The following is a 19,787-nucleotide window of genomic DNA, read 5'->3' on the forward strand; positions in this document are numbered from 1 at the left end:
TCAGGCCGCCCGCGGCGCGGTCGTCATGGCGCCCCGTCGGATCGAGACGGTCATGCCCGGCCCGTTGCGGACATCCATCTTCGCCTCGAGCTGCTTGACCAGGGCCTCGACGATGACCGTGCCCAGGCCGCCCGCCTTCGTCCGCGCCGGACCGGCCGCCTTGCCGACGCCGTTGTCGGCGACGGTCAGGGTCCAGTCCTCCCCGTCGCTGGCGAAGGAGACCAGGATCTGGGCGTCGGCCTTGGCGTCGGGGAAGGCGTACTTGACGGCGTTGATCACCAGCTCGGTGACGATGAGGCCGATGCTGACGGCCTTGTCCGAGCCGATCAGGCCGTCGTCCGCGGTGACCTCGAGCTCGATCGGTTGCTCCTCGCCGATCATCGAGCCGGCCAGGCTGTTGCAGAGCTTGCTGAGGTAGGCCCCGACCTCGATCTTGTCGAGACCGCCGGAGGCGTGCAGGTGGGCCTGGACCTCGGCCACCGACATCACCCGCTGGTGGGCGTCCTTCAGGTGGTCGCGGGTCTCCTTGGAGGTCACCGCCCGGGCCTTGAGCATCAGGATGCTGGCGATGATCTGCAGGCTGTTGGCCACGCGGTGCTGCATCTCCTGCAGCAGCACCTGCTTCTGTCCCAGCAGGTCCTCGGTGCGCTCCAACAGTTCGGCCTTCTCACGCTCGATCAGCCGCCGGGCGGTGATGTCGGTGAAGGCCAGCAGGATCGTGGTGTCCGAACTGCGCCGGTAGATCACCTTGCGGGCGTTCAGCAGCATGGTGCGCAGACCCAGGCCGGGGAAGTCGTGCTCGACCTCGAACCCGTCCATGGCCGTGTGCTCGGGGATGATGGTCTCCAGCAGCAGCCGCAGGGCCGGGATGTTCCACTGGCCGTCTCCCAGGGAATAGAGGAGCCGCCCCATGGTGTGCTCGGGGTCGACCTGGAAGATCTCGTAGAAGGACCGGCTGGCCGCCAGCACGCGAAACTGGGCGTCGAGCACCAGCAGCGGCTCATGAATCGTGTCGACAATGGCCTGGGCCAGCGTCTGGGCGTCTTCGATTCCCTGGAGGGAAGGCTTCATAGGGCGGGGAATTTATCCGATCCTGATCGCCAGGATCTCCACGATCGGCCGCGCAGGCAGGCCAATTCGGAGACTGTAGGCCCTTTCTCTTTCAATGTCGTGATCTGGTTCTGTCTGTCGGGTGCGCTCCATAGTCACCAGTCCGCAAACAGCCGCCTGCGGCCCGCCGTCGCTGCACTGCAAACAATCGTTTGTGATGCGTCGCTTCCTCGGTATCCTTGATCCATGAGCGATATCGAACTTCTCGCCGGCGAACCGGGGCTGGCCAACACCGGCAAGCTGGACCTGGACGGCCTGCCAGACCTGCTGGGCTTCCATCTGCGTCTGGCCCATGTGGCGGTCTATCGGGACTTCACCACCGCCCTGGCCGCGCTGGACCTGACCCAGAAGCAGTGCGCCACCCTGCAGTTGATCGGCGCCAATCCCGCGGTCAGCCAGGTCGACCTGGCCGCCACCCTGGGCACAGACCGCGCCACCATGATGGCCATGATCGACCGCCTGGAGCAGCGGGGCTTCGTGATCCGCCGCCGCTCCACCGAGGATCGCCGACGGCAGGAGCTCTATCTCACCGACGCGGGCCAGACGATGCTGACCGACGCCAAGCGCGCCATCGAAGAGCATGAGCGAGGCTTCAAGGCCCGCTTCACGCCGGCCGAGCTGAAGACCCTGGTGGGCTTCCTGAGCCGCATTCACAACCAGGTCTGACGGCCGCCGCAGTCCCGGGACTGCCGCAAGCCCGCCGCCCCGCGCGGCGGGCTTTCGCATGTCTGCGTCAAGATGGTGTTGACGTGACACCATAGTGGTGTCTAACTGACGCCCATGGACATCAAGCCCTTTGTCGACGCCCTGCGTCAGGACCTGACCAACGCCGCCGAGGCCGGGGGCGAGGCGACCCGCGCCGCCGCCGAGCGCCTGGCCATGGCCCTGGAGCCGGCCGTGCGTCTCGCCCTGATGGAGGCGCTGAGCCAGGCCGCCGCCGACATCACCGCCGAGCTCGGCGGTCCGGTGGTGGACGTGCGCCTGCAGGGCCGAGAGCCGGTCTTCGTGGTCTCCGGCGCCGCCGTGGCCCACCCCGTCGTCGAGGCCGGCGACGAGGAGGGGGACGACGCCGTCACCCGCATCACCCTGCGCCTGCCCGAGACCCTGAAGGTCCGGGCCGAGGAACTGGCCGGCCAACGCGGCCAGTCGCTGAACACCTGGCTGGTCAACGCCGCCCGCGCCGCGGCCGGCGGATCGGCCCCCATCGGACCCGGAGCCCCGGGCCGCAACCGTTCGTCCAAGCGCATCCAGGGATGGGCGCGATGACCCGGGAGATTTCCATGCACAGCTTCCAGACCCCCGATCCCGTCAAGCTGCGGGTCGAGCTTTGGCAGGGACGGGTCACCGTCCTGGCCTCCGAGACCGGCGCCACGACGGTCGAGCTGACCGCCATGCTGGGCGACTCCCACGCCCAGGAGCTCATCGACCAGGCGACGGTGGAGCAGCGGGGCGACGAGATCGTCGTCCTGCTGCCCCGACCGCGGCGCCGGCTGTTCCAGATTCGCGGCGGGGTGCGGGCGGTGATCACCGTGCCTACCGGCAGCGACGCCCTGGTCCACACCGGCTCCGCCGACGTGGAGACCAAGGGCCGGCTTGGCCGGGTCTCCACCCACGGTGGCTCGGGCGACGTCGAGCTGGAACATGTGGCCCGCGCCCAGGTCCAGACCGGCTCAGGCGATATCGAGTTCGGGACCGTCGACGGCGACTGCGAGGCCAAGGGCGGCTCGGCCGACGTCAGCGCCAAGCGGATCGGCGGCGACGCCGAGATCATCACCGGTTCCGGCGACATCGTGGTCGGTGAGATCGAGGGCGCGCTCAAGGCCAAGACCGCGTCGGGCGACATCGAGGTGCGGCGGGCCGGCCATGCCGACCTCACCAGCATCTCCGGCGACATCGAGGCCGGCGAGATCACCGGCGACTTCAAGGCCGTGACCGGGTCGGGGGACGTCACGGTCCGCCAGGCGGGCGACACGGTGGACGCCTCGGCGGGGTCCGGGGACCTCTCCGTCACCCGCGTGGACCACGGCCGGGTGCGGGCCAAGACCGCCTCGGGCGACATCGTCGTGGGCGTGGCCCAGGGCTCCTCGGCCTATCTGGACGTCTCCACGGTCACCGGGGATGTGAAGTCGGCCCTCGACGCCAGCGACGCGCCCCGGGCCGGCGAGCCGCAGGTGGAGTTGTTCATCCAGGCGGTGACCGGCGACGTGGTGCTGCGCAGAGCCTGATCAGGCCGTCAGGGCCAGCAGGGCGAAGCTGGCCAGCCAGTGTTCGCCCATATAGTCGCCGGCCACGTGGGGCAGGCTGGCCGCGAGGTGGCGGTCGGCGGCCTCGTGGGCCACGGCGCGCAGGTGGTCGTCGGGGTCCAGGCCCTGGGCGATCGCGCGCCAGCACCAGGCGCGGCTGAGGTTCAGACCATCCAGATGAGCGATCTTGCCGTCGGTGCGGTCGCTCACCGTGGCTGGGGTGAACAGGCTGGCCGGCGCGCCCTGGGCCGCGTGGGGCAGGAAGGCGGCGAACCACGCCTGGAACTCCGTCGACGGCAGCAGGCGGCGCAGGGCCTCGGCCTCCATCATGGTCGGCGACAGGAAGTCGTCGCCGGACGGCTCCCAGGCCGCGGCGTCGCGGTCGGCGCCGTACCAGCCGCGCGCGGTGTCCCGCAGCAGGGTCTCGAAGGCCGCATCCCGGGTGGCCTTGGCGTAGTCGGCCGCCAGCGCCAGGGCGAAGGCCGTCGAATTGTGCACCCCGGTCCGCACCGGATATGTGGCCTTGGGCAGGAAGGCGCGGAAGCGGTCGGCGAAGGCCTCGGCCAGGGGCGCCAGGCGCCGCGCCCAGGTCTCGTCGCCGTGCCGCATCAGCTCGGCCTGCAGCATCAGCAGCCAGGCCCAGCCATAGGGCCGCTCGAAGCCCCGGCTGGAGGGGCGGTCCAGATAGGCCCGCTCGGCCTCCACCTTCTCCGGCGTGAAGGCGCCGGCGAACAGGTCGTCGATGGCCCTGGCCTCGGGGATCTCGGGATGCAGGCGGCGCAGGGTGGCCAGGGTCCAGTAGCCGTGGACGCAGGAATGCCAGTCGAAGCTGCCGAAGAAGATGGGGTGCAGGTCGCGGGGCCCGACGGCGTCCTGCGGTCCGTCCAGCACGTGATCCATCTTGTTGGGATATTCGCGCTCGACGTGGCCCAGCGCGATGGCGGCGAACCTGGAGGCGATCTCGGAGGTCAGGCTAGCGGAAGGCGAGGACATACATCAGCACCATGTTGGCGAGCAGCAGGGGGGCGGCCGTCGGGATCTGGGCGCGGATCACCGCGTGGCGATCCTTCAGCTCCAGCAGGGCCGCCGGGACGATGTTGAAGTTGGCGGCCAGCGGCGTCATCAGGGTGCCGCAGAACCCCGAGAGCATGCCGATGGCGCAGACCACCGCCGGGTCGCCGCCGAACTTCACGATTAGGAACGGCAGGCCGACGCCGGCCGTCATCACCGGAAAGGCGGCGAAAGCGTTGCCCATGATGATGGTGAAGAGCGCCATGCCCAGGCAGTAGACGGCGACCGCCGCCAGGTGGCCGTCCATGGGAATCGCGGTGGTCACCAGGTCGCCCACCACCTTGCCCACGCCGGCCAGGGCGAAGACCGCCCCCAGCGCCGCCAGCATCTGCGGCAGCAGGCCGGCCCAGCCGACGGTGTCCATCAGGCGGCGGCCCTCCTGCAGCGGGCTGAGGATCGGCTGGCGCAGCAGGACCAGGGCCGCGATCACCGCCAGCACCGCCCCCAGGGCGAGTGAAATCAGCGTGGCCTGCTTGGCCTGGAACAGCGGCGTCCCGCCGACCGAGACGTGCTGCAGGACGAGCGTCCCGATCAGCACCGTGGCCGGGATCACCAGGGCCGGGATGAAGAGCTTGTTCCCCCACCGCTCCGCCGAGAGCTTGCGGGCCTCGGGCGACCCGTCGGGCTCACCGCGCCCCAGGCCGCCGACGCCGGAGATCAGGGCCATGCACAGCACCAGCACCCCGTTGCCCAGGTCGCCGAGCCAATCGCCGGCCAGGAAGCTGACCGCGAACAGGCCCCAGAAGCCGGTGTTCATCCAGCGCTTGGGGTTGCTGGCGTCCCGCGCGCTCAACACCGCGAAGGCGGCGAAGACCAGGCCCGCCAGGACGTAGACGAAGCCGAGCTTGATCATGGCGCGACCCGCTTCAGCTTCCGCTCGAAGAGCACCAGCCGCGCCGAGTGGATCAGGAAGGCGACGATGGCCGTGGGGATGGCCCAGACCGACAGGTGCAGGGGCTCGATGACGATGCCGCTCTGGGCCAGGAAGCCCACCATCAGCAGGATCGAGCCGATGGCCAGGAAGATGTCCTCGCCGAAGAACAGGCCGATATTGTCGGTGGCCGCGGCCATGGCCCGCACCCTCTGGCGGGTCTCCTCGGGCAGGTCGCCGCCCTCGCCCTCCGCGGCCGCCTCGGCCATGGGGGCGACTATGGGCCGGATGGTCTGGGCCTGGCCGGCGATGGAGGTCAGGCCGAGCGCGGCGGTCAGCTGGCGGAACAGCAGGTAGCCGATCAGCAGCCTTCCCAGCGTCACCGACTTGAACCCCGCGATCAGGGTCCGGGCCCGCTCCTGCAGGCCCGCCCGCTCCAGCACCCCGATCACCGGCAGGACCAGCAGGGCGGCGCTGACATAGCGGTTCTCGTTGAAGGCCTTGCCGAAGGCGGCCAGCACCTCCAGAGGCGCCAGCCCCGCGGCCATGCCGGTGAGCACGGCCGAGACCATCACCACCAGCAGCGGATTGAAGCCGGCGGCGAAGCCCGCCACCACCACCGCCACCCCCAACAGGATCAGCATCCGCGCCGCCTCCGGTCCGACTCATCGCAAAGGACAAGTCGTAACCGAAAGGCCGAGCGGCGCTAGCGGCTGGAGACCTCCACCACCACGGCCATCGAACTGTCGCCGGCCGCGCAGCCCTGGAAGAGGCCGAGGCCGCCGCCCTTGATGGCCAGCTCCTCGATCAGCTCAACGATGGCCCGCAGGCCGGTGGGACCCTGGGGGTGGCCCCAGATTAGCGAGCAGCCGTAGTTGTTCATCCCCATGACATCGATCCCCATGGCCTTGGCGAAGGCCAGGTCGTTCACGGCGAAGGGGTTGTGCGACTTGATGGCGGCGATGTCGCCGATCTTCACGCCGGCATGGTCCAGGGCCCGCTGGCTGGCCTGGATCGGCGCCTCGGGCATGAACTTGAGGTCGGCCCGGGACTGGCCGAAGCCGCGCAGGGTGACCTTGATGGACGGGTCCTTGGAAAGCTCCTGGGCCCGGCCGGAGGTGGTGAGGATCAGGCCGACATTGCCGTCGGCCGGGTGGGTCTGGCTGCCGAAGGTGACGGTGCCGCCCTCCTGGGTGGGTTTCAGCCTGGCCAGCCCCTCGGCGGTGGTGGCGAACACCCCCTCGTCGCCCGTCATCACCCCGTCCTCGCCCTTGAAGTTATGTTTCGGGACCGAGAAGGGCAGGGTCATGTAGCGGCGCTGGAAGGCGTGGTCGTCGGCGAGCGCGTCCTGGTACTGGGCGTAGCGGCGCAGGGTGATCTCGTCCTGCTCCTCCTTGGTGATCTGGAACTTGCGCGCCACGTTCTCGGCGGTGTCCAGCATGGAGTGCCCGGCGATGGCGTCGTGCATCATGTTGTAGGTGACCTGGTCCTCGGACTGGCCATAGCCGCCGGGGCCCTTGGGCGCGGGATAGTAGATGTGCGGCCCGTTGGAGCAGCGGTCGGCCGCGATCAGCAGGGCCTGGTCGGCCAGCCCCAGCTGGACCTCCGAGGCGCCGGCGAACACCACCCGGGCGCCGGTGGCGCAGACCTGGCTGATCATGTGGCCCGGCGTATGGGTGGCGCCCAGCTCGTAGAGCGGCCAGGGGGCGCCATAGAAGGACTGGTACTGGGTGTTGGTCATGCCGAACACGCCGGTGTCGAAGCTCTTGGGGTCGATGTCCCGCTCGGCCAGCCAGCCCTTGGCCACATGGGCGGCGAACTTCATGGCGTGCAGGTGCTGCAGGCTTCCCTGCCACTTGGCGAAGGGGGTCGACCAGTAGGCGCCATAGGGGATTTCGACGCGATCAAAGCTCACGATGGGGACTCCGTTTGGGTCTCGGCGAAGGCCCGCCGAAGGATGTCTTTCTGGATCTTGCCGGACGCCGTGCGGGGCAGGGCGTCGAGGAACCGGACGTGGGCCGGGCGCTTGTAGCGGGCCAGCCGGCCGTCGCACCACGCCAGGACCGCGGCGATGTCACAGGCGTTTCCGGGGCGCAGCACCACATAGGCGCAGCCGGCCTCGCCCCAGCGGGGATCGGGCACGCCCACCACCGCGGCCTCGGCCACCAGGGGCATGTCGGCCAGCGCCGCCTCGACCTCGGCGGGATAAACGTTCTCGCCGCCGCTGATGTACATGTCCTTCCAGCGGTCGACGATGAAGTAGTAGCCGTCCTCGTCCTGACGGGCCGCGTCGGCGGTCCTGAACCATCCGCCGGGGGCGAAGCTCTTGGCCGTCGCCTCGGGCTGGTTCCAGTAGCCGGGCATGACCGAGGGGCCGCGCAGCCAGACTTCCCCCGCCTCGCCGGGCTTCACGTCGACGCCGTCGCGGCCCACCAGCCGCACCTCGATGGCCGGCGCCGCGACGCCGGCGGACCCCACCTTGGCCCGGGCGATCTCGGGGTCCAGGGGAACCCCCAGCACGGTGCCGTTCTCGCTCATGCCGTAGCCGTTGGAGGGCCGCACCCCGGCGTCCAGCAGGGCGAGCGTCAGCGGCGCGGGCATGGGGGCGCCGCCGGTGAACAGCCGCAGGCCCTCCAGATTGGCGCCGGCGAATCCGGGATCGTCCAGCAGGGCCTGGGCCATCTGCGGCACGCAGAAATAGTGGCTGACGCCGAGCCCGGGGTCCGAAAGCCGGCGCAGGGTCTCGGCCGGGATGAAGCGGTCGGCCAGATGCACCGTGCCGCCGGTGAAGAAGCTGCCGTGCAGGATGGCCAGCAGCCCCACCACGTGGAACAGGGGCACGTCGCAGAGCATGGCGTGGTCGGCGCAGAGCTCGCCCACCTGGCTGTAGTTCATGGCCGAATGGAAGGCGGTCTTCGGGGTGACGATCACCCCCTTGGGCCGGCCGGTGGTGCCCGAGGTGTAGAGCAGCATGGAGGGCGCGGCCGGGTCGATGCGGCCGGGCTCGCCGACCGGGGTCACGCCGGTCAGGGCCGCGGCGAAGGCGTCCTCGCCGGGCGCGAGGCGCAGGACGCGCGCCACCGGGACCTGGGCCAGGGCCGCCTGGGCCTCGGCCTCGAACTCGGCCTCATAGATCAGCAGCTCGGGCGCGGCGTCCTCCAGCAGGACCGCCAGCTCCGGACCCGCCAGCCGCCAGTTCAGGGGCTGGAACACCGCGCCGGCCCGCGGGCAGGCGTAGAAGAGGGTGATGTGGTGGATCGAGTTGCGGGCCAGGATCGCCACCCGTGCGCCGGGGCCGCTGAGGGTCCCCCGCAGGTAGGACTCGCAGGTCCGCAGCTCGGCCTCGAGGGCGCGATAGGTGAGGGCGCGGCCGCTGGCCAGGGCCTGGGCCGCCAGTTTGCCGGGCCGCACCTTGGCCTGGCGGAAGATGAAATCCCGAGACAGCCAGGCGTCTTGCGCGTCCATGTCCTCCCCCTTCCTCACCTCTTTCCACCTCTTTTTTGCGCCGCCTCTGGACGGGAGGCCACCGAACCGGCAAATTGTTTGCAACACATACTACTTGAGAAGGCCCGGCGCAAAGGGGTCTTCGGGGAAACGCCATGACTGACCGACCCTCCGACTTCGATCCGTTGGCTCCGGAGACGTTCGACAGCCCCTATCCGATCTATGCCGACCTGCGCGCCAGGTGCCCCGTCGCCCACACCGAGGCCTGGGGCGGCTTCTGGGCGCTCACCAAGTATGACGACGTCCGCAACGCGGCCTCCAGCTTCGACACCTTCATCACCTCTGTGCAGAACGTGGTGCCCAAGGTGGCCTTCACCGGGCGGCGTCCGCCCCTGCACCTGGACCCCCCCGAGCACACCCCCTACCGCAAGGCGCTGGACCCCCTGCTGACCAAGGCCAAGGCCGAGGCGCTCGAGCCCACCATCCGCCGCATCACCATCGACCTGCTGGATCCGCTGATCGCCCGGGGCTCGGCCGATATCTGCGCCGACTTCTCCAGCCACCTGCCGATCCGGGTGTTCGCCGAGTGGATGAACCTGTCGGAGGAGGGGATCGCCTCCCTGAGCGAGGTGGGCCGCGCCTATAATGTAGCCGTGCAGGCGGCCATCGACGACGTGGTCAAGGTCACCTCCCTGCAGCTCTACGACATGGCCCGCGACCTGATCGCCGAGCGCAAGGCCAACCCCCAGGACCCGAAGGTCGACCCCACCAGCGCCCTGCTGGCGGCCCGCGCCAACGGCGAGCCCCTCCCCGACGAGTTGATCATCGGCACGGTAAGACAAGTCCTGGTTGTGGGAATCATCGCCCCGACCGTGATGATCGGCTCCATCTGTGTCCACCTTTCGCGGAACCAGGACCTGCAGTCGCAACTGCGCGCCGACCCCTCCCTGATCCCGGCGGCGGTGGAGGAGTATCTGCGGCTCTACACCCCCTATCGGGGCTTCGCGCGGACCGCCAACAAGGAGGTCCAGATCCGCGGCCAGACCATCTGCCCCGGCGAACCCATCGCCCTGGTCTACGCCTCGGCCAACCGCGACGAGGAGGTCTTCGAGAACCCCGACCAGTTCATCCTCGACCGCCCCAACATCAACCGCCACCTGGCCTTCGGCATGGGCCCCCACGCCTGCGCCGGCTCGGCCCTGGCGCGGGTGGAACTGCGGGTGGCGCTGGAGGAACTGCTGGCGCGGACCAGGCGATTCGACCTGGCCGGCGAGATCAAGCCCACCCGCTTCCCTGAAATCGGCGCGTTGAACGCGCCCTTGAGGTTCGAGGTCTAATGCGCACCCAGGTCGCCATCATCGGAGGCGGTCCCGCCGGCCTGCTGCTGCAGCAATTGCTGCACGTCGCCGGGATCGAGAGCGTCGTGCTGGAGCAACGCAGCCGCGACTATGTCGAGGCCCGCATCCGGGCCGGGGTGCTGGAGATGGGCGCCGTGCGCCTGCTCGAGCAGGTGGGCGTGGATGCGCGGATGAAGCGCGAGGGCCTGATCCATGACGGCTTCGCCCTCGCCGTCGACGGCGAGGTCCACCGCATCGATCTGAAGGGCCTGACCGGCGGCTCGACGGTGATGGTCTATGGCCAGACCGAGGTGACCAAGGACCTCAACGACGCCGCCGCCGCGCGTGGAACCCCGGTGGTCTTCGAGGCCGAGGGCGTGGCCCTGCACGATCTCGATACCGACGCCCCCTTCGTCACCTACGTCAGGGACGGGAAGGACCAGCGGCTGGACTGCGATTTCGTGGCCGGCTGCGACGGCTATCACGGGGTCAGCCGGCCCTCGATTCCCGCCGAGGTGCTCAGGAGCTTCGAGCGAGTCTATCCCTTCGGCTGGCTGGGCATCCTGGGCGACGTGCCGCCCTGCGACCACGAGCTGATCTATTCGAACCACGAGCGGGGCTTCGCCCTGGCCTCCATGCGCTCGGCCGTCCGCAGCCGTTACTACATCCAGACCGCGGTGGACGCCGACTTGGCGGACTGGCCGGACGACAAGATCTGGGACGAGCTGGCCCTGCGCCTGGGTCCCAAGGCCGCGGCTTCGATGACCCGCGGGCCGTCCATCGAGAAGTCCATCGCCCCCCTGCGCAGCTTCGTGGCCGAGCCCATGCGCTGGGGCCGGCTGTTCCTGGCCGGCGACGCGGCCCACATCGTGCCCCCCACCGGCGCCAAGGGCCTGAACCTGGCGGCCTCGGACGTCCACTACCTTTCGGAGGCCCTGATCGCCTTCTACGCCAAGGGTTCCAGCGACGGGATCGAGGCCTATTCCGCCAAGGCGCTGGCGCGCGTGTGGAAGGCCGAGCGGTTCTCCTGGTGGTTCACCGGCCTGACCCACCGCTTCCCGGACACGGACGCCTTCGGCCGACGGATGCAGCGCGCGGAAATAGACTATATAGTCAGTTCGCACGCCGCTCAGGTGACCGTGGCTGAAAATTACGTGGGCTTGCCGTACTGATTGACGGGAATGTCCATAATGTACGAACTAGATAAAACATTACGAATTAGGTAGGACCCAGAGATGGCGCTCGTCGTTCGAAACATCCCGCGCGCGGACTCCGCCGCCATCGACGCGCTCGCCGATTACGGCGTCGCCACGGTCCACGAGGCCCAGGGCCGGATCGGCCTGCTGGCCTCCTACATACGGCCCATCTACCGGCCCGCCAAGATCGCCGGCTCCGCGGTGACCTGCGAGGTCGCCCCCGGCGACAACTGGATGATCCACGTGGCGGTGGAGCAGTGCAGACCCGGCGACATCCTGGTGGTCTCCCCCACCAGCCCCTGCGAGGACGGCTATTTCGGCGACCTGCTGGCCACCTCGCTCCAGGCCCACGGGGTGCGCGGCCTGATCATCGACGCCGGGGTCCGCGACATCGCGGTCCTGACCGAGATGGGCTTCCCGGTCTGGTCCAAGGCGGTGTTCGCGCAGGGGACGGTCAAGGAGACGATCGGCAATGTGAACACGCCGGTGGTTTGCGCCGGCGCCCTGATCCATCCGGGCGACGTGATCGTGGCCGACGATGACGGGGTCTGCGTGGTGCGCCGCGAGCTGGCGGCCTCGGTGGCCGAGAAGGCCCGCGTCCGCGAGGCCAACGAGATCGACAAGCGCGCGAGACTGGCGGCGGGCGAACTCGGGTTGGATATCTACAAAATGCGCGAACGCCTGGCGGAAAAGGGCCTTGTCTGGGTCGACGAGGCTTGAGGCGCATGCAGACCGCCATCCCATGCACGGTCATGCGGGGGGGCACCTCCAAGGGGCTCTATTTCCGCATCGAGGACCTGCCCGCCGACACCGCCACCCGCGACGCCGTGCTTCTGGCGGCCATGGGGTCGCCCGACCCCCGGGAGATCGACGGCATGGGCGGCGCCCATCCGCTGACCAGCAAGGTGGCGGTGGTGGGTCCGGCGACCCGGCCCGACGCCGACGTGGATTATCTCTTCCTCCAGGTGGTGGTGGACGAGCCCCGGGTCGATCCGGGCCAGAACTGCGGCAACCTGCTGGCCGGGGTCGGCCCCTTCGCCATCGAGACCGGCCTGTTTCCAGCCAGGGACGGGGTGACCGAGGTCCGCATCCACATGGTCAATACCGGCGCCATCGCCGTGGCCGCGATCCAGACCCCCGGCGGGGTGGTGCGTTATGACGGCGAGGCCCGCATCGACGGGGTGCCGGGGACGGCCGCGCCGATCCCCACCGACTTCCTCGACGTGGCGGGCTCCAGCTGTGGGGCCCTGCTGCCCACCGGCCATGCCCGCGACGTGATCGACGGGATCGAGCTGACCGCCATCGACAACGGCATGCCCGTCGTCGTCATGCGCGCCGCCGATTTCGGCAAGACCGGCTATGAGAGCCCAGAAGAGCTGGAGGCCGACCTCGATCTCAAGGCGCGGGTCGAGGCGATCCGGCTTCAGGTCGGGCCGATGATGAACCTGGGCGACGTGGCCAAGAAGACCGTGCCCAAGATGTGCCTGGTGGCGCCGCCCCAGCACGGTGGAATCATCTGCACCCGGAACTTCATCCCGCACCGGGTCCACGAGGCCATCGGCGTGTTCGGCGCGGTCAGCGTCGCGACCGCCTGCGTGGTCCCCGGATCGGTGGCCGCCGAGGTGGCCGGAATCGCCGATGTCGAGGCGGTCAAGGAGCTGGAGGTGGAGCACCCCACCGGCTTCTTCACGGTGGCCATGGACGTGGCCGTGGTGGACGGCGTGGTCAGCGTCAAGCGCTCGGCCCTGCTGCGCACCGCCCGCAGGCTGATGTCCGGCGAGGTCTATGTGCCGGCCAGCGTCTGGGGCGGCAAATGACCCGGATCTGCCTCATCGGGTTCGGCGAGGTCGGCCAGATCCTGGCGCAGGACCTGGCGGCGGGCGGCGCGGCCGAGCTGTCGGCCTATGACCTGCTGTTCGCCGATCCGGAAAGCCTGCCCAGCCGCGCCCTGCCGCGCCACGCCGTCCGCGACTGCGGGACGGCGGCGCAGGCCGTCGCCGGCGCCGAGTTGGTGATCAGCGCGGTGACCGCCGCCCAGGACGTCGAGGCGGCCCGCTCGGTGGCCGGAGCCCTCGCCGAGGGCTGCTTCTTCCTCGATCTCAACTCCGCCTCGCCGGGCATGAAACAGGCCTCGGCGGCGATCATCGACGGGGCCGGCGGCCGCTATGTCGAGGCCGCGGTCATGGCCCCGTTCCCGCCCAGGCGCCTGGGTTCCCCCATGCTGCTGGGCGGTCCGTACGCCCAGGCCTTCGCCGACCTCGCCCGGCCCCTGGGCTTTTCCGGGCTGGAGGTGTTTTCCGACCAGGTCGGCCAGGCCTCGGCCACCAAGATGTGCCGCAGCGTGATGATCAAGGGGATCGAGGCCCTGCTGACCGAGTCCATGCTGGCCGCCCGCCATTATGGGGTCGAGGCCACGGTGTTGGCCTCCCTCTCGGACCTGCTGCCGCTGCCCGACTGGGAGGCGACGGCCCGCTACATGATCAGCCGCTCCCTCGAGCACGGCGTGCGCCGGGCCGAGGAGATGCGCGAGGCCGCCCGCACGGTGGAGGAGGCCCACGTCTCCCCGCTGATGAGCCGCGCCATCGCAGAACGGCAGGACTGGGCCGCCGACTTCAAGGCCGCCCACACCGAAACCGACCTGGGCGCCATGCTCGACCACATCATCAGGAAGACGGCATGATCATCGACTGCCATGGCCACTACACGACGGCGCCGGCCTCCCTCCAGGAATTCCGCGAGCGGCAGATCGCCTGCAACTGCGACGCCCACCAGCTGGCCCGCCTGACCCTGCCCAACATCTCCGACGACGAGATCCGCGAGAGCCTGGAGGGCGCCCAGCTCAAGCTGCAGCGCGAACGCGGCACCGATCTCACGATCTTCTCGCCCCGCGCCTCGGCCATGGCCCACCACATCGGGGACGAGGCGGTCAGCCTCCAGTGGTCACGCCTGTGCAACGACCTGATCGGCCGGGTGGTGGAGCTCTATCCGGAGAACTTCGTGGGCGTCTGCCAGCTGCCCCAGTCGCCCGGCGTGCCGGCCGCCCATTCGGTGGCCGAGCTGGAGCGCTGCGTCACCGAGCTGGGCTTCATCGGCTGCAACCTGAACCCCGACCCCTCCGGCGGCCACTGGACGGCGCCGCCGCTCACCGATCGCCACTGGTATCCGCTCTATGAGAAGATGGTGGAGCTGGACGTTCCGGCCATGGTCCACGTCTCGGCCTCCTGCAATCCGGCCTTCCACGCCACCGGGGCCCACTACATCAACGCCGACACGACGGCCTTCATGCAGTTCATTCAGGGTGACCTGTTCAAGGACTTCCCGACCCTGCGGATGATCATCCCGCACGGCGGCGGGGCCGTGCCCTATCACTGGGGCCGCTACCGGGGCCTGGCTCAGGACATGAAGCGGCCGCCGCTCTCCGAGCTGGTGATGAACAACGTCTTCTTCGACACCTGCGTCTATCACCAGCCGGGGATCGACCTGCTGCTGAAGGTGATCCCGGCCAAGAACATCCTGTTCGGCTCGGAGATGGTGGGCGCGGTGCGCGGCGTCGATCCCGAGAGCGGCCAGTATTACGACGACACCAAGCGCTACATCGAGGCCAGCGCCATCCCCGACGCCGACAAGACGGCGATCTTCGAGGGCAACGCCAAGACCGTGTTCCCGCGTCTCGCCAAGCGGCTGGCCGCGGCGTGAAGTGGATCGGCCAGCTCTGGGTCCAGGTGCTGGCCGCCACCGTGGCCGGCGCCCTGCTGGGTCACCTCCACCCGGAGCTGGGGGCGGCCATGAAGCCCCTGGGCGACGCCTTCATCGCCCTGGTGAAGATGATCATCCCGCCGGTGATCTTCTGCACGGTGGTGCACGGCGTGGCCGGGATGGGCGACTTCGCCAAGGTGGGCCGGGTGGCCGGCAAGGCCCTGGCCTACTTCCTGGCCGTGACCCTGCTGGCCCTGGTCTTCGCCATGACCGCGGCCAATGTCTTCCAGCCGGGCGCGGGGATGAACATCGATCCGGCGGCGCTGGATACCGGCCTGGTGGCCGACTACGCCAGGCAGGCCGAGGCCCAGACCGTGCCGCCGTTCCTGGCCGGGATCATCCCCACCACCTTCGTCTCGGCCTTCACCCAGCCCAACGTGCTGCAGGTGCTGTTCGTGGCCCTGCTGTTCGCCTTCGCCCTGGCGCTGACCGGAGAGCGGGGCCGGCCGGTGCTGGACCTGATCGAGCGGGTCTCCGAGGTCTTCTTCAACATCGTCGGCTTCATCATGCGCGCCGCCCCTGTCGGGGCCTTCGGCGCCATGGCGTTTGCGGTGGGCAAGTTCGGGTCGGCGGCGCTGATGTCCCTGGGCGCGCTGATCCTGGAGTTCTGGGGGGTCTGCCTGGTCTTCGTCCTCCTGGTCATGGGGACCATCGCCTGGGCGGCGGGGGTCAACATCCTGCGGCTGCTGGTCCTGCTGAAGGAGGAGATCGCCATCGTGGCGGGCTCCGGCTCCACCGAGGCGGTGCTGCCCCGGGTGATGCAGAAGCTCAAGGGCCTCGGCTGCGACGAGGGCGTCGTCGGGCTGGTGGTGCCGACCGGCTATTCCTTCAACCTGGATGGCACCTGCCTCTATCTGGCGACGGCGGTGATCTTCCTGGCCCAGGCCACCAACACCCCCATGACGCTCGCCCAGCAGGCCGGGATGATCGGGGTGATGATGCTGACCTCCAAGGGCGCCGCCGCCGTGCCCGGCGCGGCCTTCGTGGCGCTGGCCGCCACCCTGGGCACGGTGGGCCATATCCCGGTGGCCGCCATCGCCCTGATCCTGGGGGTCCACAAGCTGCTGGCCGAGGCCCTGACCTTCGTGAACCTGGTGGGCAACACCCTCGCCAGCATCGTGGTCTGCCAGTGGGAGGGGGCCATCGACCGCTCGGTCATGGACCCACAGATCGGCTTTTCACCGCGCCTCGAAATTAGTAAGTAAGACGTACAATGGACCCTGACTGGCTGCCCTTCCACCCGAACCCGACCAAGCCCGCCTACCGGCCGCCGCCCGGCGCGGTGGACGCCCACTGCCATGTGTTCGGACCGGAGGCGCGGTTCCCCTTCGCGCCGGAGCGCAAGTACACCCCCTGCGACGCGGGCAAGGACCAACTGTTCGCCCTGCGCGACTTCCTGGGGTTCAGCCGCAACGTCGTCGTCCAGGCCACCTGCCACGGCAAGGACAACCGCGCCCTGGTGGACGCGCTCAAGGCCTCGAAGGGCCTGGCCCGCGGCGTCGCCACGGTGGGGGAGGAGATCACGCAGGCCGACCTCCAGGCCCTGCACGACGCCGGGGTCCGCGGCGTGCGGTTCAACTTCCTGCGCCGGCTGGCCGACTTCACCCCGCACGACGTCCTGCAGAGGATCGCGGCCAAGGTCGCCCCCTTCGGCTGGCACGTGGTGGTCTATTTCGAGGCCCCGGACCTCGCCGAGCTGCAACCCCTGTTCACCAGCCTGCCCACCAGGGTGGTGGTGGACCATATGGGCCGCCCCGACGTGGCGCTGGGCGTCGATCACCCGCAGTTCCAGCGCTTCATCCGGTGGATGGAGGACGACCCCGACGTCTGGTCCAAGGTCTCCTGCCCCGAGCGTTTGAGCCTGGCGGGCCCGCCCTATGACGATGTGGTCCCGTTCCAGCGGGCCATCGTCGACCGCTTTCCCGACCGGGTGCTGTGGGGCACCGACTGGCCCCATCCGAACCTCAAGGGCCACATGGCCGACGACGGCGTGCTCACCGACCAGATCCCCAAGTTCGCGACGACCGAAGAGGCCCGCCGCAAGCTGCTCGTCGACAATCCGATGGCCCTCTACTGGGGAGACGACCGTGGCTGAGAACCCCTTCAAGGACATCCCCGGCACCACCCTGTTCGACGCCGAGCAGTCGCGGAAGGGCTACCACCTCAACATGTTCTGCATGTCGCTGATGAAGGCGGCCAACCGCGAGGCCTTCAAAGCCGATGCAAGCGCTTACCTCGACCGCTATCCGATGACCCCGGAGCAGAAGGCGGCGGTCATCGCCCGCGACTGGAACGGCATGCTCGCGCTGGGCGGCAACATCTATTTCACCTCCAAGATCGCCGCCACCGACGGCCTCTCCTTCCAGCAGATCGCCGCGGTGATGTCCGGCGTCAGCCAGGCCGACTACGCGGCCATGATGCTGGCCGGGGGACGCTCCATCGAGGGCAATCGCAGCAAGGGAGACGCCTGATGGCCCGCATCACCGCCGGCGTCGCCACCAGCCACGTGCCCGCCATCGGCGCGGCCCTGGATAACGGCCGCTCGGGCGACGACTACTGGAAGCCGGTGTTCGCCGGCTACGAGGCCTCCAAGGCCTGGATCGCCGACGCCAAACCCGACGTGGTGATCCTGGTCTACAACGACCACGCCAGCGCCTTTTCCCTGGAGCTGATACCCACCTTCGCCATCGGCTGCGCTGAGAGCTTCGCGCCGGCCGATGAGGGCTGGGGGCCGCGCCCGGTGCCCACGGTCCAGGGCCATCCGGAGCTGGCCTGGCACCTGGCCCAGTCCCTGATCCTCGATGAGTTCGACATGACCATCGTCAATCGGATGGACGTCGACCATGGTCTGACCGTGCCGCTGTCGCTGATGTTCGGCCAGCCCGAGGCCTGGCCCTGCAAGGTCATCCCGCTGGCGGTCAATGTGGTCCAGTACCCCCCGCCGACGGGCAATCGCTGCTTCAACCTCGGCAAGGCCATCGCGCGCGCCGTGGCCAGCTTCCCCGATGACCTCAATGTCCAGGTCTGGGGCACCGGCGGCATGAGCCACCAGCTGCAGGGGCCGCGCGCCGGCCTGATCAACGAGGCCTTCGACACCGCCTTCCTCGACCGCCTGGTCAGCGACCCCGAGGGCCAGGCGAAGGTCCCCCACATCGACTATGTCCGCGAGGCCGGGTCGGAGGGGATCGAGCTGGTCATGTGGCTGATCATGCGTGGGGCCTTGCCCCCCAAGGTGCGCGAACGCCGCCGCTTCTATCACGTGCCCGCGTCGAACACGGCGGTGGGTCACCTCATCCTCGAACCCATTCCGGAGTAGCCCACAATGAAGATCGTCATGGCCGGCCAGGGCGCCTTCGGCATCAAGCACCTGGAGGCGATCGAGAAGATCGACGGCGTCGAGGTGGTCAGCCTGGCGGGCGGCAGCCCCGACAGCACCAAGGCTGTCGCCGAGCGCTTCAAGATCCCCCACTGGACCACCGACCTCGGCGAGGCGCTCGCCCAGCCCGGGGTCGAGGCCGCGATCCTGGCCACCCCCACCGGCCTGCACGCGGCCCAGTCGATCCAGTGCCTTGAGGCCGGCAAGCATGTGCAGGTCGAGATCCCCATGGCCGACAACCTGGCCGACGCGAGGGCCCTGGACGCCGCCCAGAAGAAGGCCGGCAAGATCGCCATGGCCGGCCACACCCGGCGCTTCAATCCGTCCCACCAGTGGATCCAAAAGAAGATCGTGGCCGGCGAGCTGAAGGTCCAGCAGATGGACGTCCAGACCTACTTCTTCCGCCGCACCAACATGAACGCCCTGGGCCAGCCCCGCAGCTGGACCGACCACCTGCTGTGGCACCACGCCTGCCATACGGTGGACCTGTTCCAGTACCAGACCGGCGAGACCGCCAGCCTCGCCCGCGGCGTCCAGGGGCCGCTGCATCCGGACCTTGGCATCGCCATGGACATGTCGATCCAGATGAAGGTCCCGGGCGGGGCGATCTGCACGCTCAGCCTGTCCTTCAACAACGACGGGCCGCTGGGCACCTTCTTCCGCTACATCTGCGACAACGGCACCTATATCGCCCGCTATGACGACCTGGTGGACGGCAAGGAGAACCCCATCGACGTCAGCCAGGTGGACGTCTCGATGAACGGCATCGAACTGCAGGACCGCGAATTCTTCGCCGCCATCCGCGAGGGCCGCGAACCCAACGCCAGCGTGGCCCAGTGCCTGCCGGCGATGGAGACCCTGGACCGGATCGAGAAGAGCCTGGCGTAGGGGCGACCTCGAGGGCGAGGGTCAGGTGCGGCGTGCGGGGGACGGCGTGATCGTCTTTCCCCGGAACGTGCACATCAGGTCGGGCCTGTAGGGACTGAAACAGCGGATCGGGCGGTAGCCGGCCCGGCTGTAGAGGGCGATGGCGGCGGGCTGGCGGCGGCCGACCTCCAGGCGCAGGCGCCAGAGGCCAAGCTGCGCGGCGCGGCGTTCGGCGGCGGCCAGCAGACGGGCGGCCAGGCCCAGGCGCCGTGCGCCGGGGCGGACATAGAAGCGCTTCAGCTCGCCCACCCGGCCCCGCGCGATCAGGGCCCCGCAGCCCATCAGCCGCCCCCCGACCCGCACGATGAGGAAGCTGACCTCCGGTCCCGCCAGGGAGGCCACCGGCAGCAGGGTCGTGTCTCGCTCCGGATAGAGGGCGGCGAAATGGGCGTCGCGCTCGGCCAGCAGGGCGGCGATCTCCGGGGTGTCGGGATCGGCGAGGGCGACCTTCACCCG

The 19,787-nt window shown here is 69.4% G+C and carries 21 protein-coding genes; 14 read left to right on the forward strand and 7 right to left on the reverse strand.

The genetic code is table 11. The annotated features are described in order from the left end of the window. Nucleotides 1-1,071: a sensor histidine kinase gene (locus tag AC1RN5_RS13155; protein WP_493041610.1), complete on the reverse strand. Its 1,071-nt coding sequence runs from the start codon at nt 1,069-1,071 to the stop codon at nt 1-3. 225 nt (nt 1,072-1,296) lie between these two features. On the opposite strand from AC1RN5_RS13155, the gene AC1RN5_RS13160 reads away from it, so the two are divergent. The 3 genes from AC1RN5_RS13160 to AC1RN5_RS13170 all read left to right on the forward strand — a co-directional run bounded on the left by AC1RN5_RS13160 (nt 1,297) and on the right by AC1RN5_RS13170 (nt 3,335). Further along, complete coding sequence (locus AC1RN5_RS13160) at nt 1,297-1,776, forward strand: MarR family winged helix-turn-helix transcriptional regulator (protein WP_493041611.1); 480 nt, start codon at nt 1,297-1,299, stop codon at nt 1,774-1,776. A gap of 114 nt (nt 1,777-1,890) precedes the next feature. Continuing rightward, complete coding sequence (locus AC1RN5_RS13165) at nt 1,891-2,376, forward strand: hypothetical protein (protein WP_493041612.1); 486 nt, start codon at nt 1,891-1,893, stop codon at nt 2,374-2,376. Then, a complete protein-coding gene (locus AC1RN5_RS13170) occupies nt 2,373-3,335 on the forward strand; it encodes a DUF4097 family beta strand repeat-containing protein (RefSeq protein WP_493041613.1) in 963 nt (320 codons plus the stop codon). Before AC1RN5_RS13165 ends, AC1RN5_RS13170 begins: the two co-directional genes overlap by 4 nt. Here AC1RN5_RS13170 and AC1RN5_RS13175 read toward each other — a convergent pair whose 3' ends face one another. The 5 genes from AC1RN5_RS13175 to AC1RN5_RS13195 form a co-directional block, all read right to left on the reverse strand. Next, nucleotides 3,336-4,346, reverse strand: a complete 1,011-nt coding sequence (locus AC1RN5_RS13175) for a DUF2891 domain-containing protein (RefSeq protein WP_493041614.1) — start codon at nt 4,344-4,346, stop codon at nt 3,336-3,338. Next, nucleotides 4,327-5,277 (reverse strand): DUF979 domain-containing protein, encoded by a 951-nt coding sequence (locus tag AC1RN5_RS13180; RefSeq protein WP_493041615.1) that lies wholly within the window; start codon nt 5,275-5,277, stop codon nt 4,327-4,329. The genes AC1RN5_RS13175 and AC1RN5_RS13180 overlap by 20 nt, the downstream gene beginning before the upstream one ends. Next, complete coding sequence (locus AC1RN5_RS13185; RefSeq protein WP_493041616.1) at nt 5,274-5,939, reverse strand: DUF969 domain-containing protein; 666 nt, start codon at nt 5,937-5,939, stop codon at nt 5,274-5,276. The genes AC1RN5_RS13180 and AC1RN5_RS13185 overlap by 4 nt, the downstream gene beginning before the upstream one ends. A 62-nt stretch (nt 5,940-6,001) precedes the next feature. After that, nucleotides 6,002-7,210 carry a thiolase family protein gene (locus AC1RN5_RS13190; RefSeq protein ID WP_493041617.1) on the reverse strand — a complete coding sequence of 403 codons (1,209 nt, stop codon included), beginning with the start codon at nt 7,208-7,210 and terminating at the stop codon, nt 6,002-6,004. Beyond that, the gene (locus AC1RN5_RS13195) at nt 7,207-8,760 is read right to left on the reverse strand and encodes an AMP-binding protein (RefSeq protein ID WP_493041618.1); all 1,554 of its coding nucleotides are present in this window, start codon (nt 8,758-8,760) and stop codon (nt 7,207-7,209) included. The genes AC1RN5_RS13190 and AC1RN5_RS13195 overlap by 4 nt, the downstream gene beginning before the upstream one ends. A gap of 134 nt (nt 8,761-8,894) precedes the next feature. On the opposite strand from AC1RN5_RS13195, the gene AC1RN5_RS13200 reads away from it, so the two are divergent. The 11 genes from AC1RN5_RS13200 to AC1RN5_RS13250 all read left to right on the forward strand — a co-directional run bounded on the left by AC1RN5_RS13200 (nt 8,895) and on the right by AC1RN5_RS13250 (nt 19,292). After that, on the forward strand, nt 8,895-10,076 hold the full coding sequence (locus tag AC1RN5_RS13200) for a cytochrome P450 (protein WP_493041619.1): 1,182 nt from the start codon (nt 8,895-8,897) through the stop codon (nt 10,074-10,076). After that, complete coding sequence (pobA, locus tag AC1RN5_RS13205; protein WP_493041620.1) at nt 10,076-11,248, forward strand: 4-hydroxybenzoate 3-monooxygenase; 1,173 nt, start codon at nt 10,076-10,078, stop codon at nt 11,246-11,248. Before AC1RN5_RS13200 ends, pobA begins: the two co-directional genes overlap by 1 nt. Before the next feature lie 63 nt (nt 11,249-11,311). After that, nucleotides 11,312-11,992 (forward strand): 4-carboxy-4-hydroxy-2-oxoadipate aldolase/oxaloacetate decarboxylase, encoded by a 681-nt coding sequence (locus tag AC1RN5_RS13210; RefSeq protein ID WP_493041621.1) that lies wholly within the window; start codon nt 11,312-11,314, stop codon nt 11,990-11,992. Between the two features lie 5 nt (nt 11,993-11,997). Next, the gene (locus tag AC1RN5_RS13215; protein WP_493041622.1) at nt 11,998-13,089 is read left to right on the forward strand and encodes a 4-oxalomesaconate tautomerase; all 1,092 of its coding nucleotides are present in this window, start codon (nt 11,998-12,000) and stop codon (nt 13,087-13,089) included. Beyond that, entirely contained in the window at nt 13,086-13,952 is an 867-nt protein-coding gene (locus AC1RN5_RS13220) for a DUF1932 domain-containing protein (RefSeq protein WP_493041623.1), read from the forward strand. The genes AC1RN5_RS13215 and AC1RN5_RS13220 overlap by 4 nt, the downstream gene beginning before the upstream one ends. Further along, nucleotides 13,949-14,968, forward strand: a complete 1,020-nt coding sequence (locus tag AC1RN5_RS13225; protein ID WP_493041624.1) for an amidohydrolase family protein — start codon at nt 13,949-13,951, stop codon at nt 14,966-14,968. The genes AC1RN5_RS13220 and AC1RN5_RS13225 overlap by 4 nt, the downstream gene beginning before the upstream one ends. Further along, entirely contained in the window at nt 14,965-16,233 is a 1,269-nt protein-coding gene (gene dctA, locus AC1RN5_RS13230; protein ID WP_493041625.1) for a C4-dicarboxylate transporter DctA, read from the forward strand. The genes AC1RN5_RS13225 and dctA overlap by 4 nt, the downstream gene beginning before the upstream one ends. 8 nt (nt 16,234-16,241) lie before the next feature. Then, nucleotides 16,242-17,123, forward strand: coding sequence for an amidohydrolase family protein (locus tag AC1RN5_RS13235; protein WP_493041626.1), 882 nt, complete (start codon nt 16,242-16,244; stop codon nt 17,121-17,123). Then, on the forward strand, nt 17,116-17,499 hold the full coding sequence (ligA, locus tag AC1RN5_RS13240) for a protocatechuate 4,5-dioxygenase subunit alpha (RefSeq protein ID WP_493041627.1): 384 nt from the start codon (nt 17,116-17,118) through the stop codon (nt 17,497-17,499). The genes AC1RN5_RS13235 and ligA overlap by 8 nt, the downstream gene beginning before the upstream one ends. Further along, nucleotides 17,499-18,344: a class III extradiol dioxygenase subunit beta gene (locus AC1RN5_RS13245; RefSeq protein WP_493041628.1), complete on the forward strand. Its 846-nt coding sequence runs from the start codon at nt 17,499-17,501 to the stop codon at nt 18,342-18,344. The genes ligA and AC1RN5_RS13245 overlap by 1 nt, the downstream gene beginning before the upstream one ends. 6 nt (nt 18,345-18,350) lie before the next feature. Then, nucleotides 18,351-19,292, forward strand: coding sequence for a Gfo/Idh/MocA family oxidoreductase (locus AC1RN5_RS13250; RefSeq protein ID WP_493041629.1), 942 nt, complete (start codon nt 18,351-18,353; stop codon nt 19,290-19,292). Between the two features lie 21 nt (nt 19,293-19,313). Here AC1RN5_RS13250 and AC1RN5_RS13255 read toward each other — a convergent pair whose 3' ends face one another. After that, the gene (locus AC1RN5_RS13255) at nt 19,314-19,784 is read right to left on the reverse strand and encodes a GNAT family N-acetyltransferase (RefSeq protein ID WP_493041630.1); all 471 of its coding nucleotides are present in this window, start codon (nt 19,782-19,784) and stop codon (nt 19,314-19,316) included. Between the last annotated feature and the right edge of the window lie 3 nt (nt 19,785-19,787).

Source organism: Phenylobacterium sp. GW821-FHT12F10 (assembly GCF_058806695.1).

What these genes read in the sequence shown, in the direction of transcription:
- AC1RN5_RS13155 (WP_493041610.1), bottom strand. Translation starts at nt 1,071, where the DNA reads ATGAAGCCTTCCCTCCAGGGAATCGAAGACGCCCAGACGCTGGCCCAG.
- AC1RN5_RS13160 (WP_493041611.1), top strand. Translation starts at nt 1,297, where the DNA reads ATGAGCGATATCGAACTTCTCGCCGGCGAACCGGGGCTGGCCAACACC.
- AC1RN5_RS13165 (WP_493041612.1), top strand. Translation starts at nt 1,891, where the DNA reads ATGGACATCAAGCCCTTTGTCGACGCCCTGCGTCAGGACCTGACCAAC.
- AC1RN5_RS13170 (WP_493041613.1), top strand. Translation starts at nt 2,373, where the DNA reads ATGACCCGGGAGATTTCCATGCACAGCTTCCAGACCCCCGATCCCGTC.
- AC1RN5_RS13175 (WP_493041614.1), bottom strand. Translation starts at nt 4,346, where the DNA reads ATGTCCTCGCCTTCCGCTAGCCTGACCTCCGAGATCGCCTCCAGGTTC.
- AC1RN5_RS13180 (WP_493041615.1), bottom strand. Translation starts at nt 5,277, where the DNA reads ATGATCAAGCTCGGCTTCGTCTACGTCCTGGCGGGCCTGGTCTTCGCC.
- AC1RN5_RS13185 (WP_493041616.1), bottom strand. Translation starts at nt 5,939, where the DNA reads ATGCTGATCCTGTTGGGGGTGGCGGTGGTGGTGGCGGGCTTCGCCGCC.
- AC1RN5_RS13195 (WP_493041618.1), bottom strand. Translation starts at nt 8,760, where the DNA reads ATGGACGCGCAAGACGCCTGGCTGTCTCGGGATTTCATCTTCCGCCAG.
- AC1RN5_RS13200 (WP_493041619.1), top strand. Translation starts at nt 8,895, where the DNA reads ATGACTGACCGACCCTCCGACTTCGATCCGTTGGCTCCGGAGACGTTC.
- pobA (WP_493041620.1), top strand. Translation starts at nt 10,076, where the DNA reads ATGCGCACCCAGGTCGCCATCATCGGAGGCGGTCCCGCCGGCCTGCTG.
- AC1RN5_RS13210 (WP_493041621.1), top strand. Translation starts at nt 11,312, where the DNA reads ATGGCGCTCGTCGTTCGAAACATCCCGCGCGCGGACTCCGCCGCCATC.
- AC1RN5_RS13215 (WP_493041622.1), top strand. Translation starts at nt 11,998, where the DNA reads ATGCAGACCGCCATCCCATGCACGGTCATGCGGGGGGGCACCTCCAAG.
- AC1RN5_RS13220 (WP_493041623.1), top strand. Translation starts at nt 13,086, where the DNA reads ATGACCCGGATCTGCCTCATCGGGTTCGGCGAGGTCGGCCAGATCCTG.
- AC1RN5_RS13225 (WP_493041624.1), top strand. Translation starts at nt 13,949, where the DNA reads ATGATCATCGACTGCCATGGCCACTACACGACGGCGCCGGCCTCCCTC.
- AC1RN5_RS13235 (WP_493041626.1), top strand. Translation starts at nt 16,242, where the DNA reads ATGGACCCTGACTGGCTGCCCTTCCACCCGAACCCGACCAAGCCCGCC.
- AC1RN5_RS13245 (WP_493041628.1), top strand. Translation starts at nt 17,499, where the DNA reads ATGGCCCGCATCACCGCCGGCGTCGCCACCAGCCACGTGCCCGCCATC.
- AC1RN5_RS13250 (WP_493041629.1), top strand. Translation starts at nt 18,351, where the DNA reads ATGAAGATCGTCATGGCCGGCCAGGGCGCCTTCGGCATCAAGCACCTG.